The following is a 14,505-nucleotide window of genomic DNA, read 5'->3' as shown; positions in this document are numbered from 1 at the left end:
CCCCCCAGCTCATGCCAGCGGCGGGGATCTTTCGTCGTGCCTTAGGGGATTGCCCCTAGATCCGCTCGCACTCCCTCACCTCCCCCATAGGATGACCGCCATGACACCCCCCGATCTGGCGCGCCCCCGTCCTGCGCGGCTTTGGCTTGGCATGGTCGCCTTAGTTCTCGCGTTCCTGAGCCTCATGTACCTGGCGCTCGCTTCCGTCACGGTCGCCTACGGGATCGCGGGCGCCCCTCCCGGGCAGCAACTTCTTTGGCTGACTCTGCTTGTCCTGCTCCCCCTTCTGATCGTGACAGGGGTAGGGGTGTGGGCCATCGTGCGCTCCAGACCCCGATGGGTGGGAATCGTCGCAACCGCGCTATGCGCGGCCCCGCTGGCACTGGTGCTGTGTCTCATGGCCGTCATGGCATCGAGCGCGATTTCTCTCGCGCTCCAACCGACCACCGAATACTCGTCTCTCGATGACCTCAAGGCCGCGTATGTGAAGGCAGGCGGCACCTGCACCAAGTACGAGGATGTGTCGAACGAGTTGCCGCAGGGAGGTGAGGCCGTTAAGTGCTTCGAAGACGGATTCGACTCCACGCTGATGTTCTTCGAGACCACGGAGCAGCGAGACGCCTACTTGAAAACCCGGGGCAGCGGCTTCGGCGGTTCCCCGGTAATAGGCGGGGAACACTGGGCTGCGTCCGAGCCCTACGATGCTGCCGTGCAAAAGCTCGGCGGCAAGGAACTCCCCCGGGGATAGTCCCGCACGAACGTCAGGGGTGTCGCGCTGGATCGCCGCTACGGTTCCTTCGCGCTCCCCCGAAGGGGCATCCCGATCCACCCCGCGATAGCGACGAGCGCCTCGTCGCTGAGCGCCCGGCCTGGGACCACGAAGGCCGCCTTGCCTGCGGCGTCTCGGAAGACCACAGCGCCGGCGTTCCGCTCCGCCCCCGAGAACGAGGTCCAAGGAGTCTGCGAGGAGCCGCGTGCGCCGCTGAGGGAGAGCCCTTCCGCAGCGGCGCGGACGGAGAGGGGCGAGCCCTCCGGCAACGCGTCGGCGACGGGCCGAGCGGCAACCCGTCGGGCAAGGACCACGAGAACCGCGAAGAGGAGCGCGAGAGCCGCGACCGCGCCGAGGACGAGGACACCGACGCGGTCGCCGGATGCGGCGAACAGGCAGCTGACGATCAGGGCGGCCGAGAGGACGATAGCGCCGACCAGCAGGAGCCTGCGCGGGAGCACTGTGGCGGCGAGCGCACGGCGCACGGCGGCCTGATCGGCGACCGTGACGGTGATGCTGCTCTCGATCATCGGGCTCCTCTTCGACGGTCAGGCGCTTCGCGCCCCCTCCGCCCGATATCGAAAGAGCGCTCGTCGGAGCTGCTTCGCCGAGGAGAAGCCCGAGATTCCGATGACCTCGGCGGAGAGTGAGGGCGCATCCAGCGTCTCGAGGTCGAATCGGGCGAGCACCGAGACGATGCGGCGCCGTTCGATCTCCAGGCGCGGACTCGTCTCGAAGCCCGCGAACACCTCGTAAAGGTAGGAGCGGGATGTGCTCAGCGCGCGGCACAGTGCCTCGACCGAGAACGTCGGGTCGACGTAGCGGGACTCGATGACGAACTGCGCGCGCTCGTACAGGCGCTGCTTGGTGCTCCCGAGCCGGAGGGAGTCGGCGACCGCGGCCACCACGATCTGGGACAGCGCGCGATACACGAAGACCTGAGCGCGGCTGGCCGGGTCGGGAGGGGACGCGATCAACGAGGACGTCATGCTCCCCATCAGCCGATGCACCGGAGCGTCGACCGCGAACGGCAGAGGCCGGATCACCCGTGCCCGCACCAGCCCGGACGGCGGCGATGTCAGCTGCCACTCCCAGCGCGTCCAATGCTCGTCCGCCCTCGCACGCAACGGCTGGTCGCCGTTGATGACGAGCACCTCCCTGGGCCGCAGCCCGAAGGAGACGTCACCGACCTCGAACTGCGCCTGCCCTGCGACGCCGATGATCGCACGGCAGACCGAGGCCCCCAGATCGACCGCCTGCGCATCGAACGGTCCAGTCCGGACGCTGGCGACGAGCCAGTCCTCCCCCGCGACGAGGTCGGCGACGCTGCGGGCGCCCTCCGCTCTCCCCGACCAGCCCAGCCGCTCCAGCCCGCCCGCGGCGGGCGCGTTGCCTGCCTTCATCATGACTCCTCACATCCATCGCCGGCGGGAACAGCATCCGCCGGCGATGGATGGTAGCGTCAGGCGCCGACGATCTGCATCTGGTAGGAGACGCCGATGACGGCGGTTCCTCCGGAGACCTGTCCGCTGGTGAAGCCCGCGCCCCCGAGACTGAAGGCGTAGTTGAGCGTCTTGGTGCACTGCTTGCCGTCCCAGTCGAACTGGGCGACCACGGTCAACGACTGCGGCGACACCGGAACGTTGCCGCCGAAGGAGCTGTAGTTCCCGTCGGGGAAGTGGACCCCGTCGAACCGCAGGTTCACCGGAACCGCCCCGTGCGAGAACGCGAAGCTGTTGTTCGTCGTTCCTCCCGAGATGATCGTCCCGGTGTATCCCTGGCCATCGCTCATCGTCAGCGTGGTCGACAGCACCGTGACCTGGTAGGTCTGCGAGGTGTGCGCGCACTGGGTCCCGTCGATGCCGAAGCCCGAGTTGTAGACGACCTTCCCCTGGCCACCGGTCAGCTCGGTGACGCCGAAGCTCACCCCCTGGCCGAGGGTCGACGGCACGAAACAGGCGCAGTCCGTGGACGCTGCCGCGTTCGGAAGGGCGACGGCCGCGGCAACGACCGGCATGCTCCAGGCCGCCCCCTTGAGCACCGTCCGTCGTCGCACGCCGTTCGGCGTCCCCAGGCTCTCCGAGTTGGTCATTCGTTCTCTCTCCCTAGATCTCGCTTTGCGGAGTCCCCCTGGTCCTCCAAGCGGTGTCCAGTATTACGACGGAAACCGCCACAAAATGATGGGAAAGCGAATCGGCGGACGATTGATCCATAAGAGCAGACACTCGACACGGATCCAACGCGCCGTGGTCGTGATCCCGGTCGCGCCCCTGATCGTGGTCGTGGTCGTAGTCGCTCAGGCGAATGCCGCGACCGCGATCGCGATGTCGTCGTGGGGCTTGTCGAAGCTCGACGCGGTTGAGCGCGCATCCTCGCCGGAGCGGATCTCGGCGACGATCGTCTCCAGCTCGCCCTCGGTCGCAAGTCGGGCGAAATGATCGAGCGAGTGGGCGCCGACCAGCTGGAACCCCCGCGTCCCACCGTCCGATGCCGCGATCACGGCGCGAAGACCGGAGAGCGGGTGCCGCTCGACAAGGGCGCGATCCGCGGCGGACGGATCGGTCTGCGCGCACCAGAACCCGCCATCGACATTGCGCGTCGCGTCGAGGGCTGCGAACCGCGCGGCGGCGACCTCATCGCGTGAGGGGATCCCCCTCCCCTGGCGTTCGGTCCCCCGATGTTCAGCGAGGATCTCGGCGGCGCGGCGGGAGACCGCATGCTCGATGCGGTCGTCCGTGATCTCCCGCGTCGATCCGTCACGTCCGTGGAGCACGACGGAGGCATCGCAGAGGACGAGGACGTCGACGGCCTCGTCCTCAATTCGCCACGCGGCGACGGTCGCGCTCGGCGACCCTTCCCCGAGCCGGCAGGTTCCCGAGTGCATCGCGGTCACCGTGGAGATCGCCGCACCGAGCGCCTCTCGCATGGAGGTGGACCGCTCCGCGAGCGCTGAATGGAAGGCGGCGGCCAGCCCGCGGGCGTACCAGGCCACCGTGTGGGAGCACCCGCGGCGCATGGATGCGGGAAGACCGGCGCCGTCGACCACGACGCCGATTCCGTCACCGACGAGTGCAGCGTCCTCACTGACGCGCCCGGGTTCGGCCGGACACTCGTGCAGGAAGGCGACCACGGCTCAGCCGGGAACGGTGATGAGGACGAGGCCCTGCTTGGTGTCGGAGACCGTGACCCAGCCGTCGCCGAAGAGATAGGTCATGCCGTAGCCGTCATCGTCCTTGGTGAAGGCGAACTTCGGATCCACCGTCACGTAGACGCCACGTCCGTCCTCCTCGCGGATCCACCCCTGCGCCACGAGGCTCTTCTGCGCTTCGACGGCCGCATCCGCGGAGATCGGCGCCCATCCGTACAGGAGACCGCGGTCGGACGCCGTGCTGTAGTCGGACCACGGGCATTCCAGCCCGCCCGCGACCACGTCCGGCCCGATCGCGAAGTCCCGTTGCCGCGCCGACCACCCCTGCTCCTTCAATGCGGTGACCGTCGCCGCGCTGATCAGCGTCTCGCAGGTCGGGGCCTCGGCTGGTGTGGCCGGCGCCCCGCCCTTCCCCGGATCGGTCGTCGGCTCACCGGATGCCACGGTCCCGGACGTTGCCGCCGGGTCGGGAGTCGTCGCCCCCGGCGCGCAGGCCGTGATGCCCGCGAGAAGCGCGATGGCGACGAATGGGATGGCCAGTCGGATCGGGCGCACGCTCATGTCGCCGCCTCCGTCTCACCCGTCGGGGCCGAGGGTCTCCCCGATCCCGACGCCAACCCCGACGCCGCCCCCGACGCGCCGCTCAGCAGCGCGAGGAAGTCCTCGTGGAGCACGCCGTTGGTGGCGAGGATCGACCGGTCCGACAGCGTCTCCTCGCCGGCGTACGAGGTCGCACGACCGCCTGCCGCGTTGACGATCGCGATGGCCGCGGCGATGTCGTACTCCTTGACGCCGAACTCGGCGACCATCTCGACCCGCCCCTCGGCAAGCAGCATGTACGAGTAGACGTCGCCGTAGGCGCGGTCCCGCCAGACCCGCCGGCTGAGGGCGATGAGGGCGTCGAGGTGACCCGCCGCATCCCACTGCGCGATGCTCTGGAAGCTCACGCTGGCTTCATCGAGCGAGAAGACCTCCGACACCCGGATCGCCTGGGGGGCCTCCACCGTCCCGGTCCAGGCTCCGTGTCCGACCACGCCCCACCAGCGTCGACCCAGCGCGGGCATGCTGACGACGCCGATCAGGGGGACCCCGTCCACTGCGAGCGCGATCATCGTTCCCCAGAGCGGCACTCCGCGCAGGAAGTTCGCCGTCCCATCGATCGGGTCGATGATCCACTGCCGGCGCGAGTCCCCTTCGCTCCCGAACTCCTCCCCGAAGATCCCGTCCTGCGGGCGCTCATCGGCGAGGATCACGCGGATCGCGCGCTCCGTGGCCAGATCCGCATCCGTGACGTGCGAACGGTCCGGCTTCAGCGAGACGCGCAGATCGGCGGCGTCGAAACGGGGGAAGGACTCGGCATCGGCGGCATCGGCGAGGCGGAGGGCGAGGTCGAGATCACCCTGGAGCTCGGCGGGGAGGGGGATTTCTGGCACCCGTCCAGGATAGGGGGCGAGCCTGTGCGGCCCCGATTTCCCCTTGTACGAATCCCCTGGTAATGTAATTCCTCGGCCGGGGATAACCGGCCACGCACCTCTAGCTCAATCGGCAGAGCAACTGACTCTTAATCAGTGGGTTCTCGGTTCAAGTCCGAGGGGGTGCACGGATCAGCCCTCGTAGATCTCGCCATCTACCGGGGCTTTTCTGCTTCCCGGGGTCGACCGACTTAGTCTCGATGCCGCCCCCGGGATATGACTATCAGAGCCCTCTCGTCCGCGCTCTCGCGCGACCTCAGGCGGTGATCGTCCGCGTACGTACGAGGTCCCGATACCAGGCCCCAGAGTCCTTCACCGTACGCTCCATGGTGTCGAAGTCGACGCGCACGATGCCGAACCGCTTGGCGTAGCCGTATCCCCACTCGAAGTTGTCGAGCAGCGACCAGACGAAGTAGCCGCGCAGGTCGACTCCACGTTCCAGGGCGCGATGGGCCGCGGTGAAGTGCCGACGCAGATAGTCGGTGCGGTCCGGATCGGGCACCGAACCGTCCTCAGCGACCTCGTCCTCGAACGCGGCGCCGTTCTCGGTCACCATCAGCGCCTGGTCAGGGAACTGCTCCGCCAACGACACGAGCAGTTCCTCGAGTCCCTCCGGAGCGATGTTCCAGCCCATGGCCGTGTAGGGCCCCGGCTGTTCGACGAACTCCACGATCCGGTCGCTGCCCGGCCAGGCGGTACCGCCCGCAGAACCCTTGTGCCCGTCGTTCCGCTGCTGCTCAGAGACTCCGTCCCACAAGCGCACGGTCGCCGTCGAGTAGTAGTTCACACCGAGCACGTCGATCGGCTGGTTCACGGTGTCGAGGTCTCCATCGTGCACGAACGACCAGTCGCTCACGCCGGCCGTGTCCTCGAGGAGATCGGCGGGGTACTCGCCGCGCAGCATCGGATTCGTGAATGCCCGGTTCGCCAACGCGTCGATGCGGCGCGTCGCCTCGGACGCGCGATCCCCTTGCCCTCGCAGCACATGGAAGTTGAGCGTGACGGAGTAGTCGGGGTCTCCGGTCGAGGTCGCGCGCAATGCCTGGATCGCCCGGCCGTGTGCGAGGTTCAGATGGTGCACGGCGGAGAGAGCGGATGCCGGTTCCTGGCGCCCCGGCGCATGCCCGCCCTGTCCGTACCCGAGGTAGGCCGAGCACCACGGCTCGTTGAGCGTCGTCCACGTGTGGACGCGGTCGCCCAGGGCTGCGCCCATGATCTCGGCATAGCGCTCGAAGGCATCGGTCGTCACCCGCGACGTCCATCCGCCGGCGTCCTCGAGATACTGCGGGAGATCCCAGTGGTAGAGCGTCGCCACCGGACGGATGCCGCGTTCCAGCAGCCCGTCGACGAGCCGTGAGTAGAAGTCGACGCCCGCCCGGTTCACCTCGCCCGACGCCGTGGGGACGACGCGCGGCCAGGCAACGGAGAAGCGGTACGCCTGCAGACCGAGATCCGCCATCAGATCGAGGTCCTGATCGACACGGTGATAGTGATCGCACGCCACATCACCGGTATCGCCGTTCCACACTTTCCCCGGCGTCTTGCTGAACGTGTCCCAGATGGACGGTGTGCGCCCGTCCTCCGCCGCGGCGCCCTCGATCTGGTACGAGGCCGTGGCCGACCCGAAGGTGAATCCCTCGGGAAACACGAGCCCGGAGCCCCGATAGTCCTCACTCGGGGCAGACGGCGCGGTCATGCGGTGACCTCCTCGAGGTCGACGGTGTAGGTCTCCGCACGACCGTCGGGGTTCGTCACGGTCACGGAGGAGATACCCGTTCCCCCGGGGAAGACACGGAGCTGCAACCCGTCATGATAGTCGTACTCCGGCCCGTCGACCTTGGCCCCCCACGGCAGGATCGTCCCCGGCCGCGCGTACAACGGCAGGGAATCGAAGCCATGGACCTCACGCCGCCAAGAACCGCCTGTCACGGTCTCGCCCGTGAGGAGCGAGGTCCATTCGCCGGAGGGCAGGTAGAACTCCACCGATCCGTCGGAGGAGAACACCGGCGCGACGAGCAGGTTCGCGCCGAGCATGTACTGACGGTCGAGATAGGCGACCGCCGGATCGTCCGGGAACTCGAGCACCATCGGCCGCATCAGCGGGACGCCCGTGGCTGCGGCGTCGAGCCCCTGCTGGTAGAGGTAGGGCATCAGACGCATCTTGAGGTGGGTGAAGCGACGCGTCACATCGACCGCCTCCTCATCGAAAGCCCACGGCACCCGATACGAGCTCGAGCCGTGGAAGCGCGAGTGCGAGCCGAGCAGGCCGAACGCCGTCCACCTCTTGAAGACCGCGGCATCCGGCATCCCCTCGAACCCGCCGATGTCATGGCTCCAGAAGGCGAACCCGGTGAGGGCAAGGGAGAGCCCTCCGCGAAGGGTCTCGGCCATCGAGGTCAAGGTCGACGTGGAATCTCCTCCCCAATGCACCGGCATGCTCTGCCCGCCCGCCGTCGCGGAGCGCGCGAACAGCACCGCCTGGCCCTCGCCCCGCGTCTCAGTGAGCACGTCGAAGACCGCCCGGTTGTACAGCTCGGTGTAGAGGTTGTGCATGCGCTCCGGATCGCTGCCGTCCGCCCAGACCACGTCCGTGGGGATGCGCTCGCCGAAGTCGGTCTTGAAGCAGTCGACGCCCTGCGCCACGAGCCGCCGCAGATGGGACTGGTACCAGGCGACGGCGTCGGGGTTGGTGAAATCCACCAGCCCCATCCCCGCCTGCCACAGGTCCCACTGCCAGACGGAGCCATCGGCGCGCCGAACCAGGAACCCGCTGTCGGCCGCCTCGTCGAACAGCGGGGAGCGCTGCGCGATGTACGGGTTGATCCAGACGCACACGCGAAGGTCCTTGCGATGCAGTCGATCGAGCATGCCCTCAGGGTCCGGGAAGACTCTGGGATCCCACTCGAAGTCGCACCAGTTGAACTCGCGCATCCAGAAGCAGTCGAAGTGGAAGACCGACACCGGCAACTCGCGGGCGGTCATCTCGTCGACGAACGAGGTGACGGTCTGCTCGTCGTAGTCCGTGGTGAAGCTCGTCGACAACCACAGCCCGTAGGACCAGGCCGGCACGACGGGCGGTCGGCCCGTGAGCCCGGTGTAGCGGCCCAGCACGTCCTTCGGCGTCGGCCCCGCGAACACGAAGTACTCCAGCGTCTCCCCCGAGACCGAGAACTGCACACGCTCGACGGCCTCGGAGCCGACCTCGAACGACACATGGCCCGCGTCGTTCACGAGCACCCCGTAGCCGCCGCTCGAGAGGTAGAACGGCACGTTCTTGTAGGCCTGCTCGCTCGAGGTTCCCCCGTCGGCGTTCCACACCTCGACCGCCTGGCCGTTCTTGACGAGGGGGCCGAAGCGCTCCCCGAGTCCGTAGATGTGCTCGCCGACGCCCAGATCGAGCTGCTCGTGGATGAACGCGGATGCCGTCGGGGCGGTTCCTCCCTGACGAGCGTTGCCGACGACCCCCCGGTCGACCTGTGCGCCCGGAGCGAGCTGGATGTGCCCCTGCGCCTTGTGGCCGCTGCCGGTCACCCGGCGCCCCTCCACCTCGAACATGAGGTCCCACGGTGCGCCGGGAACGATCCGCGCCACGAGCGAGCCGGCGTCGAGCACTCCCCCGTCCGCCGAGATCGAGACGGAGGCCGCTGAGCCTCCTGCACCGGGGAGCGCGAAACCGCCGTGCCATCGGCCCCCGCGGTGATGGGTGATGCGCACCCGGATGACGCCCTCCGCCGGAGAGGACAACGTCGTGGTGAGGACCGGCCTGTTGAGCACGTCACCGCGCTTGGCGATCACCCCGGTGGGCGCCGTGATCACGATTCCCGGGCCATCGGCGGTGCGGGCAGTCTCGGCGATGTCGTAGGCCTCCTGCGCGTACAGCGCCGTGACGCCTGGCCGCAGCTGCCAGAACCCGTCGGTGAACTTCATTACTTGACTGCTCCTGCCGTGATGCCGCGTGTGAGCGTGCGTTGGAAGATGAGGAAGAAGATGAGGGTAGGGATGATGCCCAGCAGGGCGGATGCGCTCGTGGTGGTGACGTCCATCAGGCGATCCCCCTGGAGCACGCTGATCGCGACCGGAACCGTCTGATTCGCATTCGACGCGAGGAACGTCAGCGGGATGAGGAACTCGTTCCACGTCCAGATGAAGAAGAAGATGAGCAGCACCGAGAGCGTCGGGCGGCTGATCGGGAACACGACCCGCCAGAGGATCTGCCAGCGACTCGCACCGTCGAGGGACGCGGCCTCGAGCACCTCCTTCGGGAAGGTGCCGTAGACGGAGGACAGCAGATAGGTGCCGAACGCCGCCTGGATGACGGTGAACACGATGATCACCGACCACACGTTGTCGTACAGCCCCACGGACTTGAACATGTAATACAGCGGGTAGAGCAGCGCTTCCTGGGGAAGAAGGTTCGCGAGCAGGAAGAGCAGCACGATCCAGCTGCGGCCGCGAACCCGGCCGATGCCGATCGCGAAGGCGTTGAGCATCGAGATCAGCACCGCGAGCACCGCGACGACACCCGAGATCAGGATCGAGTTCCACACCTTCTGCGGGAAGTTCACCCGCTCCCAGAACTTCAGGATGCCGCTGAAGTCGAGCGCCTCCGGAAGGGCGAGAGGCCCGGAGGTGGCGTAGTCGACGGGAGACTTGAACGAGTTCACCAGCACGAGGTAGAACGGCGCGACGACCAGCAGCGCTCCGACGGAGACGAGGGCGAGCATCAGCCAGTCGACTCCGCGCTTCCTCGTCATGCCGCCGCGACTCTTCGCCGGCTTGCCGGTGACGATGACAGTGGTGGCGCTCACAGCCCCGCCCTCTCTTTGAGTTCGATGGAGTTCTGCACGCGGATGAAGACGATCGACACGATCACGACGACGATCGTGAGGACGGTCGCTATCGTCGCGCCGTAGCCGACATTCCGCTTCGTGAAGAACTCCTGGTAGGCGTAGTACGCCGGAACCAGGGTGGCGCCGGCCGGACCGCCGCGCGTGATGATGTACACCGGACCGAACACCTTGAGAGCGGCGATCGTGCAGGTGAGGGTGACGACGAAGATCTCCGGGCGGATGATGCTCATGGTGATCGCGGAGAATCGCTGAAACCAGTTCGCCCCGTCGAGCTCGGCCGCTTCGTAGAGCTCGGGGTCGACCCGCTGCAATGCCGCCATGAAGACGACCACCGGGTAGCCGATCTGCACCCAGACCATGACGATCATGAGGACGATCAGCGCCGACGGCATCTGTCCCAGCCAGTCGTATGGCGGGACCCCGAACCAGCCGAGGATCTGGTTGAGAGCGCCGTCGGATCCCGGGCGAACGATCCAGCCGATCACGATGCCGGCGACCGCGATGGGCAGGATCTGGGGCAGGTAGTACGTCGCTCGGAGGAAGCTGCCGACCTTGCCGCCGAACTTGCGCCCGACGACGTCGAACAGCAGAGCCGCGACGATCAGACCGACGACCGTCGGCACGACCACCATCGCGAGGATCATCCATACGGAGTTCGTGAACGATGTCCAGAACCCCTCATCCGTGAAGAGTCTCTGCCAGTTCTCGAGGCCGATGAGCTCCGGCGTCCGCACCCCCTTCCACTTCGTGAACGTGAGGTACACGTTCCAGACGAGCGGCACGACGACGATCACGAGCAGCAGAACGAAGCCGGGAAGCAGATAGAGCCAATAGGCCCCGGTGCCGCCCCTTCGCTGCGGGATGGACGGTTGTTCGGGTGGCAGCTTCACCCGGGTCGAACGCATTTCACGAGACATCTTCATCACTCCTGGAAGGGGTGGGGACGGCGACACCGCCGCCCCCACCGTCGGATCAGCGGAAGTCCGCGGTTCCTTCGTCATAGGCGACGCCGAGGTTCGCGTTGGTGGTCGCGACATCCTGAACACCGGTGACCAGCCCCTGCAGCTCCTGCACGATCACGTCGTAGAAACCGGGCGTCGGCCAGTCGGGGTAGAACGACAGTCCGTCCTTGTCGAGGACCCCGTTGAAGGTCTTGATGAGCTCGGCGCTCCTCTTGTCGGTGATGTCGGCCGCATCGACCGCGACGGGCAGACCGCCGTTGTTGCCGATGATCGCCTGGATCTCCGGGCGCATCGTGATGTCGATGAAGGTGTAGGCGAGCTCCTTGTTCGCCGCGTTCTCCGGCACGACCCAGAGGTTCCCCGATGATCCGAGCGACAGCTCGGCGCCCGGGAAAGCGGTCATCGTCCAGTCGAAGCCCGTAGCCTCTGCGGCGAAGCGACCGAACCACCACGAGCCGGAGACGAAGATCGGCGAGGTGCCGTTGATGAACGAGACGCCGGCGTCCTCCGCTTTGACGGATGAGACATCAGCGGCGATGTAGCCCTTGTCGACGTACTCCTTCAACGTCGCAGTCGCCGAGGCGACTTCCGTGCCCTTCCAGTCGACCGGGTTCTTGTAGAGCTGGTAGTCATCGACGAAGCCGCGGTCGCCCTCGAGGAGCGCAAGCTGATACCAGAGCTGCCCGAGCGGGTACTCGGCTCCCGCCTCGGCGAGCGGGGTGATGCCCTTCGCGACGAAGGCGTCGAGCACGCCGGTGAACTCCTCATACGTCGTGGGGATGGCAAGGCCCGCCGCCGCGAAGGCGTCCTTGTTGTAGTAGACGCCGACGAACTCGCCATAGTTCGGAACGCCGTACCAGGTGTCACCGCCCATGATTCCGTCCTCGGAGTACTTGGCGGTGGTCTGCAGGGACGGGGCGAGCTTCTTGTCCCAACCGTGCTTCTCGACGGCTTCGGAGATATCGGAGACCAGACCGGTGGAGGCGAGGAAGCCCGCCGTGGCGTTTCCCTTGTTGAACTCCATCAGATCGGGAGCGGCGTCCGTATCGAGGACCTGGCTGGCGGTCTTCTGGATCTGCTCGAAGGACTTCTCCTCGAACTCGACGGTGGCGCCGGTCTCCTTCTCGAAGACCGCGATGGCCTCGGCCCACGCCTTGCCCATGGCGCTGTCGGCGCCCTCGTAGTGCCAGAGCTTCAGGGTCTGGCTGCCCCCGGCGCCCTCTCCGGGACCGCCAGAGGCACATCCGCTCAATGCGATCCCCATCGCTGCGAGCACGGCCGCGACGGCCAGGGTCTTCGTTCTGCGGGTGTTGCGTGCCATCATCGGCACTCCTTTTCTCCGTGGCCCTGGGGCCAGACACTTCGATGGGTCGGGTATTCAGTTGTGGGTGCGACAATCGTCGAAGCGCTTCGACTTCGACGACGCGGCTACACGTTCCGAGAACGTCACCCCCGCGCGGGAACGACCGAGCCGGCAGAGTGATATTCGGGCGGAATGAGATGGACCCGGGCGGCGAGGTCATCGCCTTCGAGGCGTCGCACAGCGAGATCGACGGCGAGTTCGCACGACTGCTGAGGAACGAGCGGGATGACGTCGATCGGGACCGCGAGCGTCGATGTATCGAAGGATGCGGCGGCGGAGACCACCGAGACGTCCTTGCCGACCTGCAGTCCGTGCGCCGCGAGCGTGTCGAGAAGCAGCACGTGCACATCATCGACCGCATGGACGATGAACGCCCGATCACCTCGTGCGAGGGCCGCCTCGACCGCCTCCCGGACGGCGGAGGCGTCGGTGGCGGATTCGCCGCTCGTCACTCGATCCAACGCGATCTCGCGCTCGATCGCGCGATCCTGCGCACCCCTGAGGAGTCGCCGAGGGAAGTTGGACTTCCGATACGCCACCTCGGTCTGCCCGACGAGCGTGACGCGCACATGTCCGGCATCGGCGAGCCGGTCGATCGCCAGGCATCCTGCAGCCTCGAAGTCGAGGTCGACGCATGTCAGACCCCTCCAGTCGTCGGGGACGCCGATGAAGACGGTGGGCGTGCGCATCGAGCGAGCGATGTCGGCGCGCTCATCGTCCGGTGCCACATCGAGCACGAGGATGGCGTCGACGAGATGACTCGCGACGACCCGATTCATACCATCGGACGCCTGCTCGTCCGTCAGCAGCAGGATGTCGTAGCCGCGACGACGGGCGGCGACCGCGGTCGCCAGCACGAAAGCCATATGCGTGGGCGCATGGGTATCGGCGCGCAGAGGCTCAGTGAGAGCGAAGATCTGCGTGCGCCGCCCCGCGAGCATACGCGCGCCGGCATCGGGCTCGTACGCCAGAGACAGGGCGACTTCCTCGATGCGGCGACGGGTCTTCTCCGACACGGGGCGCTTGCCGCTGAGGGCATAGGAGACCGTGCTGATCGACACTCCGGCGGCTTCGGCCACCTCGTGGATCGTCGTCATCTTGACTCCATCGTCGTCTCTTGATCGTCGCCTCTTGCGATCTGTCGAAGCGCTTCGTTTCGCCTCTTGAGTGAGGATAGACGCCTCGGGACGGCACCCGCAAGCTTTATGTGGTTTTTGACAACAAACATGCGATCGGGCGATCCGCCGATCATCCTGAAGACGGACGACGGATACATCTCCCGACGGGCGACCGCGCCCACCCCTCCCGGATAGCGTCGAAGAAGAGGCCGTGGGAAACCAAGCCCAGGCCCGAACGTTGTGAATCGAGGGGAACTTATGAACGCAGGCATGCGAAAGGGCCGGAAGCTCGTCGCCCTTGCCGGGGTGACGTCGCTGGCGGCGGTCGCCCTCACGGGATGTGCGCAGATATCGGAGTTCGTCTCCAAGACCAAGACCGTCGACTATGCGACCGTCGCGGCGTCGAAGTCCGATCCGAACCACGAGTCGATGATCCTTCGCGTGCCCGACTGGGTGCCGGAGGACGCGACGTCCATCAAGATCTCCATCCTCGAGACCGATGACCCGGGGTACCTGCTGCGCTGGACCTCGAAGACGGGGATCGGCGACAAGGTCCCGGGGTGTGAGGCGGCACCGGATACCGCTCCGACGCCCAGCCCCTTCACACTGGACTGGTGGCCGACCACCGTCCCCTCAGAGGACCACCAGGTCTGCGATCGCGGCATGGAGATCGCCCGCGACAAGGATGTCTGGTACGCCTGGCAGGCGAAGCCCGCCCCGCAGGCGAACTAGGGCGTGTCTGACAAATAGGTCGGCGATGCGCTGAGAGTCTGGGGTCGTGTCGCGCTTTCAGATGCTCTCGGATGCTCAGTGGTCGTTGATC

At 66.9% G+C, this 14,505-nt stretch carries 14 protein-coding genes and 1 tRNA gene; 3 read left to right on the top strand and 12 right to left on the bottom strand.

Annotation, left to right across the window (positions count from 1 at the left end; all coding sequences use genetic code 11):
• The first annotated feature begins 100 nt into the window (after positions 1–100).
• Positions 101–748 carry a hypothetical protein gene (locus J2Y69_RS02130; RefSeq protein ID WP_310017058.1) on the top strand — a complete coding sequence of 216 codons (648 nt, stop codon included), beginning with the start codon at positions 101–103 and terminating at the stop codon, positions 746–748.
• Between the two features lie 38 nt (positions 749–786).
• Here the strand turns inward: J2Y69_RS02130 and J2Y69_RS02125 are convergent, their stop codons facing one another.
• From J2Y69_RS02125 to J2Y69_RS02100, 6 genes are all read right to left on the bottom strand, one after another.
• Positions 787–1,299, bottom strand: a complete 513-nt coding sequence (locus tag J2Y69_RS02125) for a hypothetical protein (protein ID WP_310017056.1) — start codon at positions 1,297–1,299, stop codon at positions 787–789.
• An 18-nt stretch (positions 1,300–1,317) separates the two neighbouring features.
• Positions 1,318–2,175 carry a cupin domain-containing protein gene (locus J2Y69_RS02120; RefSeq protein ID WP_310017055.1) on the bottom strand — a complete coding sequence of 286 codons (858 nt, stop codon included), beginning with the start codon at positions 2,173–2,175 and terminating at the stop codon, positions 1,318–1,320.
• A gap of 56 nt (positions 2,176–2,231) precedes the next feature.
• Positions 2,232–2,861: a hypothetical protein gene (locus J2Y69_RS02115; RefSeq protein WP_310017053.1), complete on the bottom strand. Its 630-nt coding sequence runs from the start codon at positions 2,859–2,861 to the stop codon at positions 2,232–2,234.
• A gap of 204 nt (positions 2,862–3,065) precedes the next feature.
• Positions 3,066–3,815, bottom strand: a complete 750-nt coding sequence (locus J2Y69_RS02110; protein ID WP_310017051.1) for a hypothetical protein — start codon at positions 3,813–3,815, stop codon at positions 3,066–3,068.
• 87 nt (positions 3,816–3,902) lie between these two features.
• Positions 3,903–4,478: a hypothetical protein gene (locus J2Y69_RS02105; RefSeq protein ID WP_310017049.1), complete on the bottom strand. Its 576-nt coding sequence runs from the start codon at positions 4,476–4,478 to the stop codon at positions 3,903–3,905.
• A complete protein-coding gene (locus J2Y69_RS02100) occupies positions 4,475–5,350 on the bottom strand; it encodes an inositol monophosphatase family protein (protein ID WP_310017047.1) in 876 nt (291 codons plus the stop codon). The genes J2Y69_RS02105 and J2Y69_RS02100 overlap by 4 nt, the downstream gene beginning before the upstream one ends.
• 94 nt (positions 5,351–5,444) lie before the next feature.
• Here J2Y69_RS02100 and J2Y69_RS02095 point away from each other — a divergent pair.
• Positions 5,445–5,517 (top strand) — tRNA-Lys (locus J2Y69_RS02095).
• Positions 5,518–5,645: 128 nt separating this feature from the next.
• On the opposite strand, the gene J2Y69_RS02090 is transcribed toward J2Y69_RS02095, so the two are convergent.
• From J2Y69_RS02090 to J2Y69_RS02065, 6 genes are all read right to left on the bottom strand, one after another.
• On the bottom strand, positions 5,646–7,085 hold the full coding sequence (locus tag J2Y69_RS02090) for a GH1 family beta-glucosidase (protein WP_310017045.1): 1,440 nt from the start codon (positions 7,083–7,085) through the stop codon (positions 5,646–5,648).
• On the bottom strand, positions 7,082–9,316 hold the full coding sequence (gene yicI, locus J2Y69_RS02085; RefSeq protein ID WP_310017043.1) for an alpha-xylosidase: 2,235 nt from the start codon (positions 9,314–9,316) through the stop codon (positions 7,082–7,084). Before yicI ends, J2Y69_RS02090 begins: the two co-directional genes overlap by 4 nt.
• Positions 9,316–10,197, bottom strand: coding sequence for a carbohydrate ABC transporter permease (locus tag J2Y69_RS02080; RefSeq protein WP_396653022.1), 882 nt, complete (start codon positions 10,195–10,197; stop codon positions 9,316–9,318). The genes yicI and J2Y69_RS02080 overlap by 1 nt, the downstream gene beginning before the upstream one ends.
• Positions 10,194–11,156 (bottom strand): carbohydrate ABC transporter permease, encoded by a 963-nt coding sequence (locus tag J2Y69_RS02075; RefSeq protein WP_310017041.1) that lies wholly within the window; start codon positions 11,154–11,156, stop codon positions 10,194–10,196. The genes J2Y69_RS02080 and J2Y69_RS02075 overlap by 4 nt, the downstream gene beginning before the upstream one ends.
• A gap of 55 nt (positions 11,157–11,211) precedes the next feature.
• On the bottom strand, positions 11,212–12,522 hold the full coding sequence (locus J2Y69_RS02070) for an ABC transporter substrate-binding protein (RefSeq protein ID WP_396653033.1): 1,311 nt from the start codon (positions 12,520–12,522) through the stop codon (positions 11,212–11,214).
• Between the two features lie 125 nt (positions 12,523–12,647).
• A complete protein-coding gene (locus J2Y69_RS02065; protein WP_310017037.1) occupies positions 12,648–13,661 on the bottom strand; it encodes a LacI family DNA-binding transcriptional regulator in 1,014 nt (337 codons plus the stop codon).
• A gap of 291 nt (positions 13,662–13,952) precedes the next feature.
• Between J2Y69_RS02065 and J2Y69_RS02060 the strand changes: the two genes are divergently transcribed.
• Entirely contained in the window at positions 13,953–14,414 is a 462-nt protein-coding gene (locus J2Y69_RS02060; protein ID WP_310017035.1) for a hypothetical protein, read from the top strand.
• Positions 14,415–14,505: the final 91 nt, after the last annotated feature.

The sequence above is a fragment of the Microbacterium resistens genome (assembly GCF_031456305.1).
Taxonomy (GTDB): domain Bacteria; phylum Actinomycetota; class Actinomycetes; order Actinomycetales; family Microbacteriaceae; genus Microbacterium; species Microbacterium resistens_A.
This window is presented reverse-complemented; position numbering and strand designations above follow the sequence as displayed.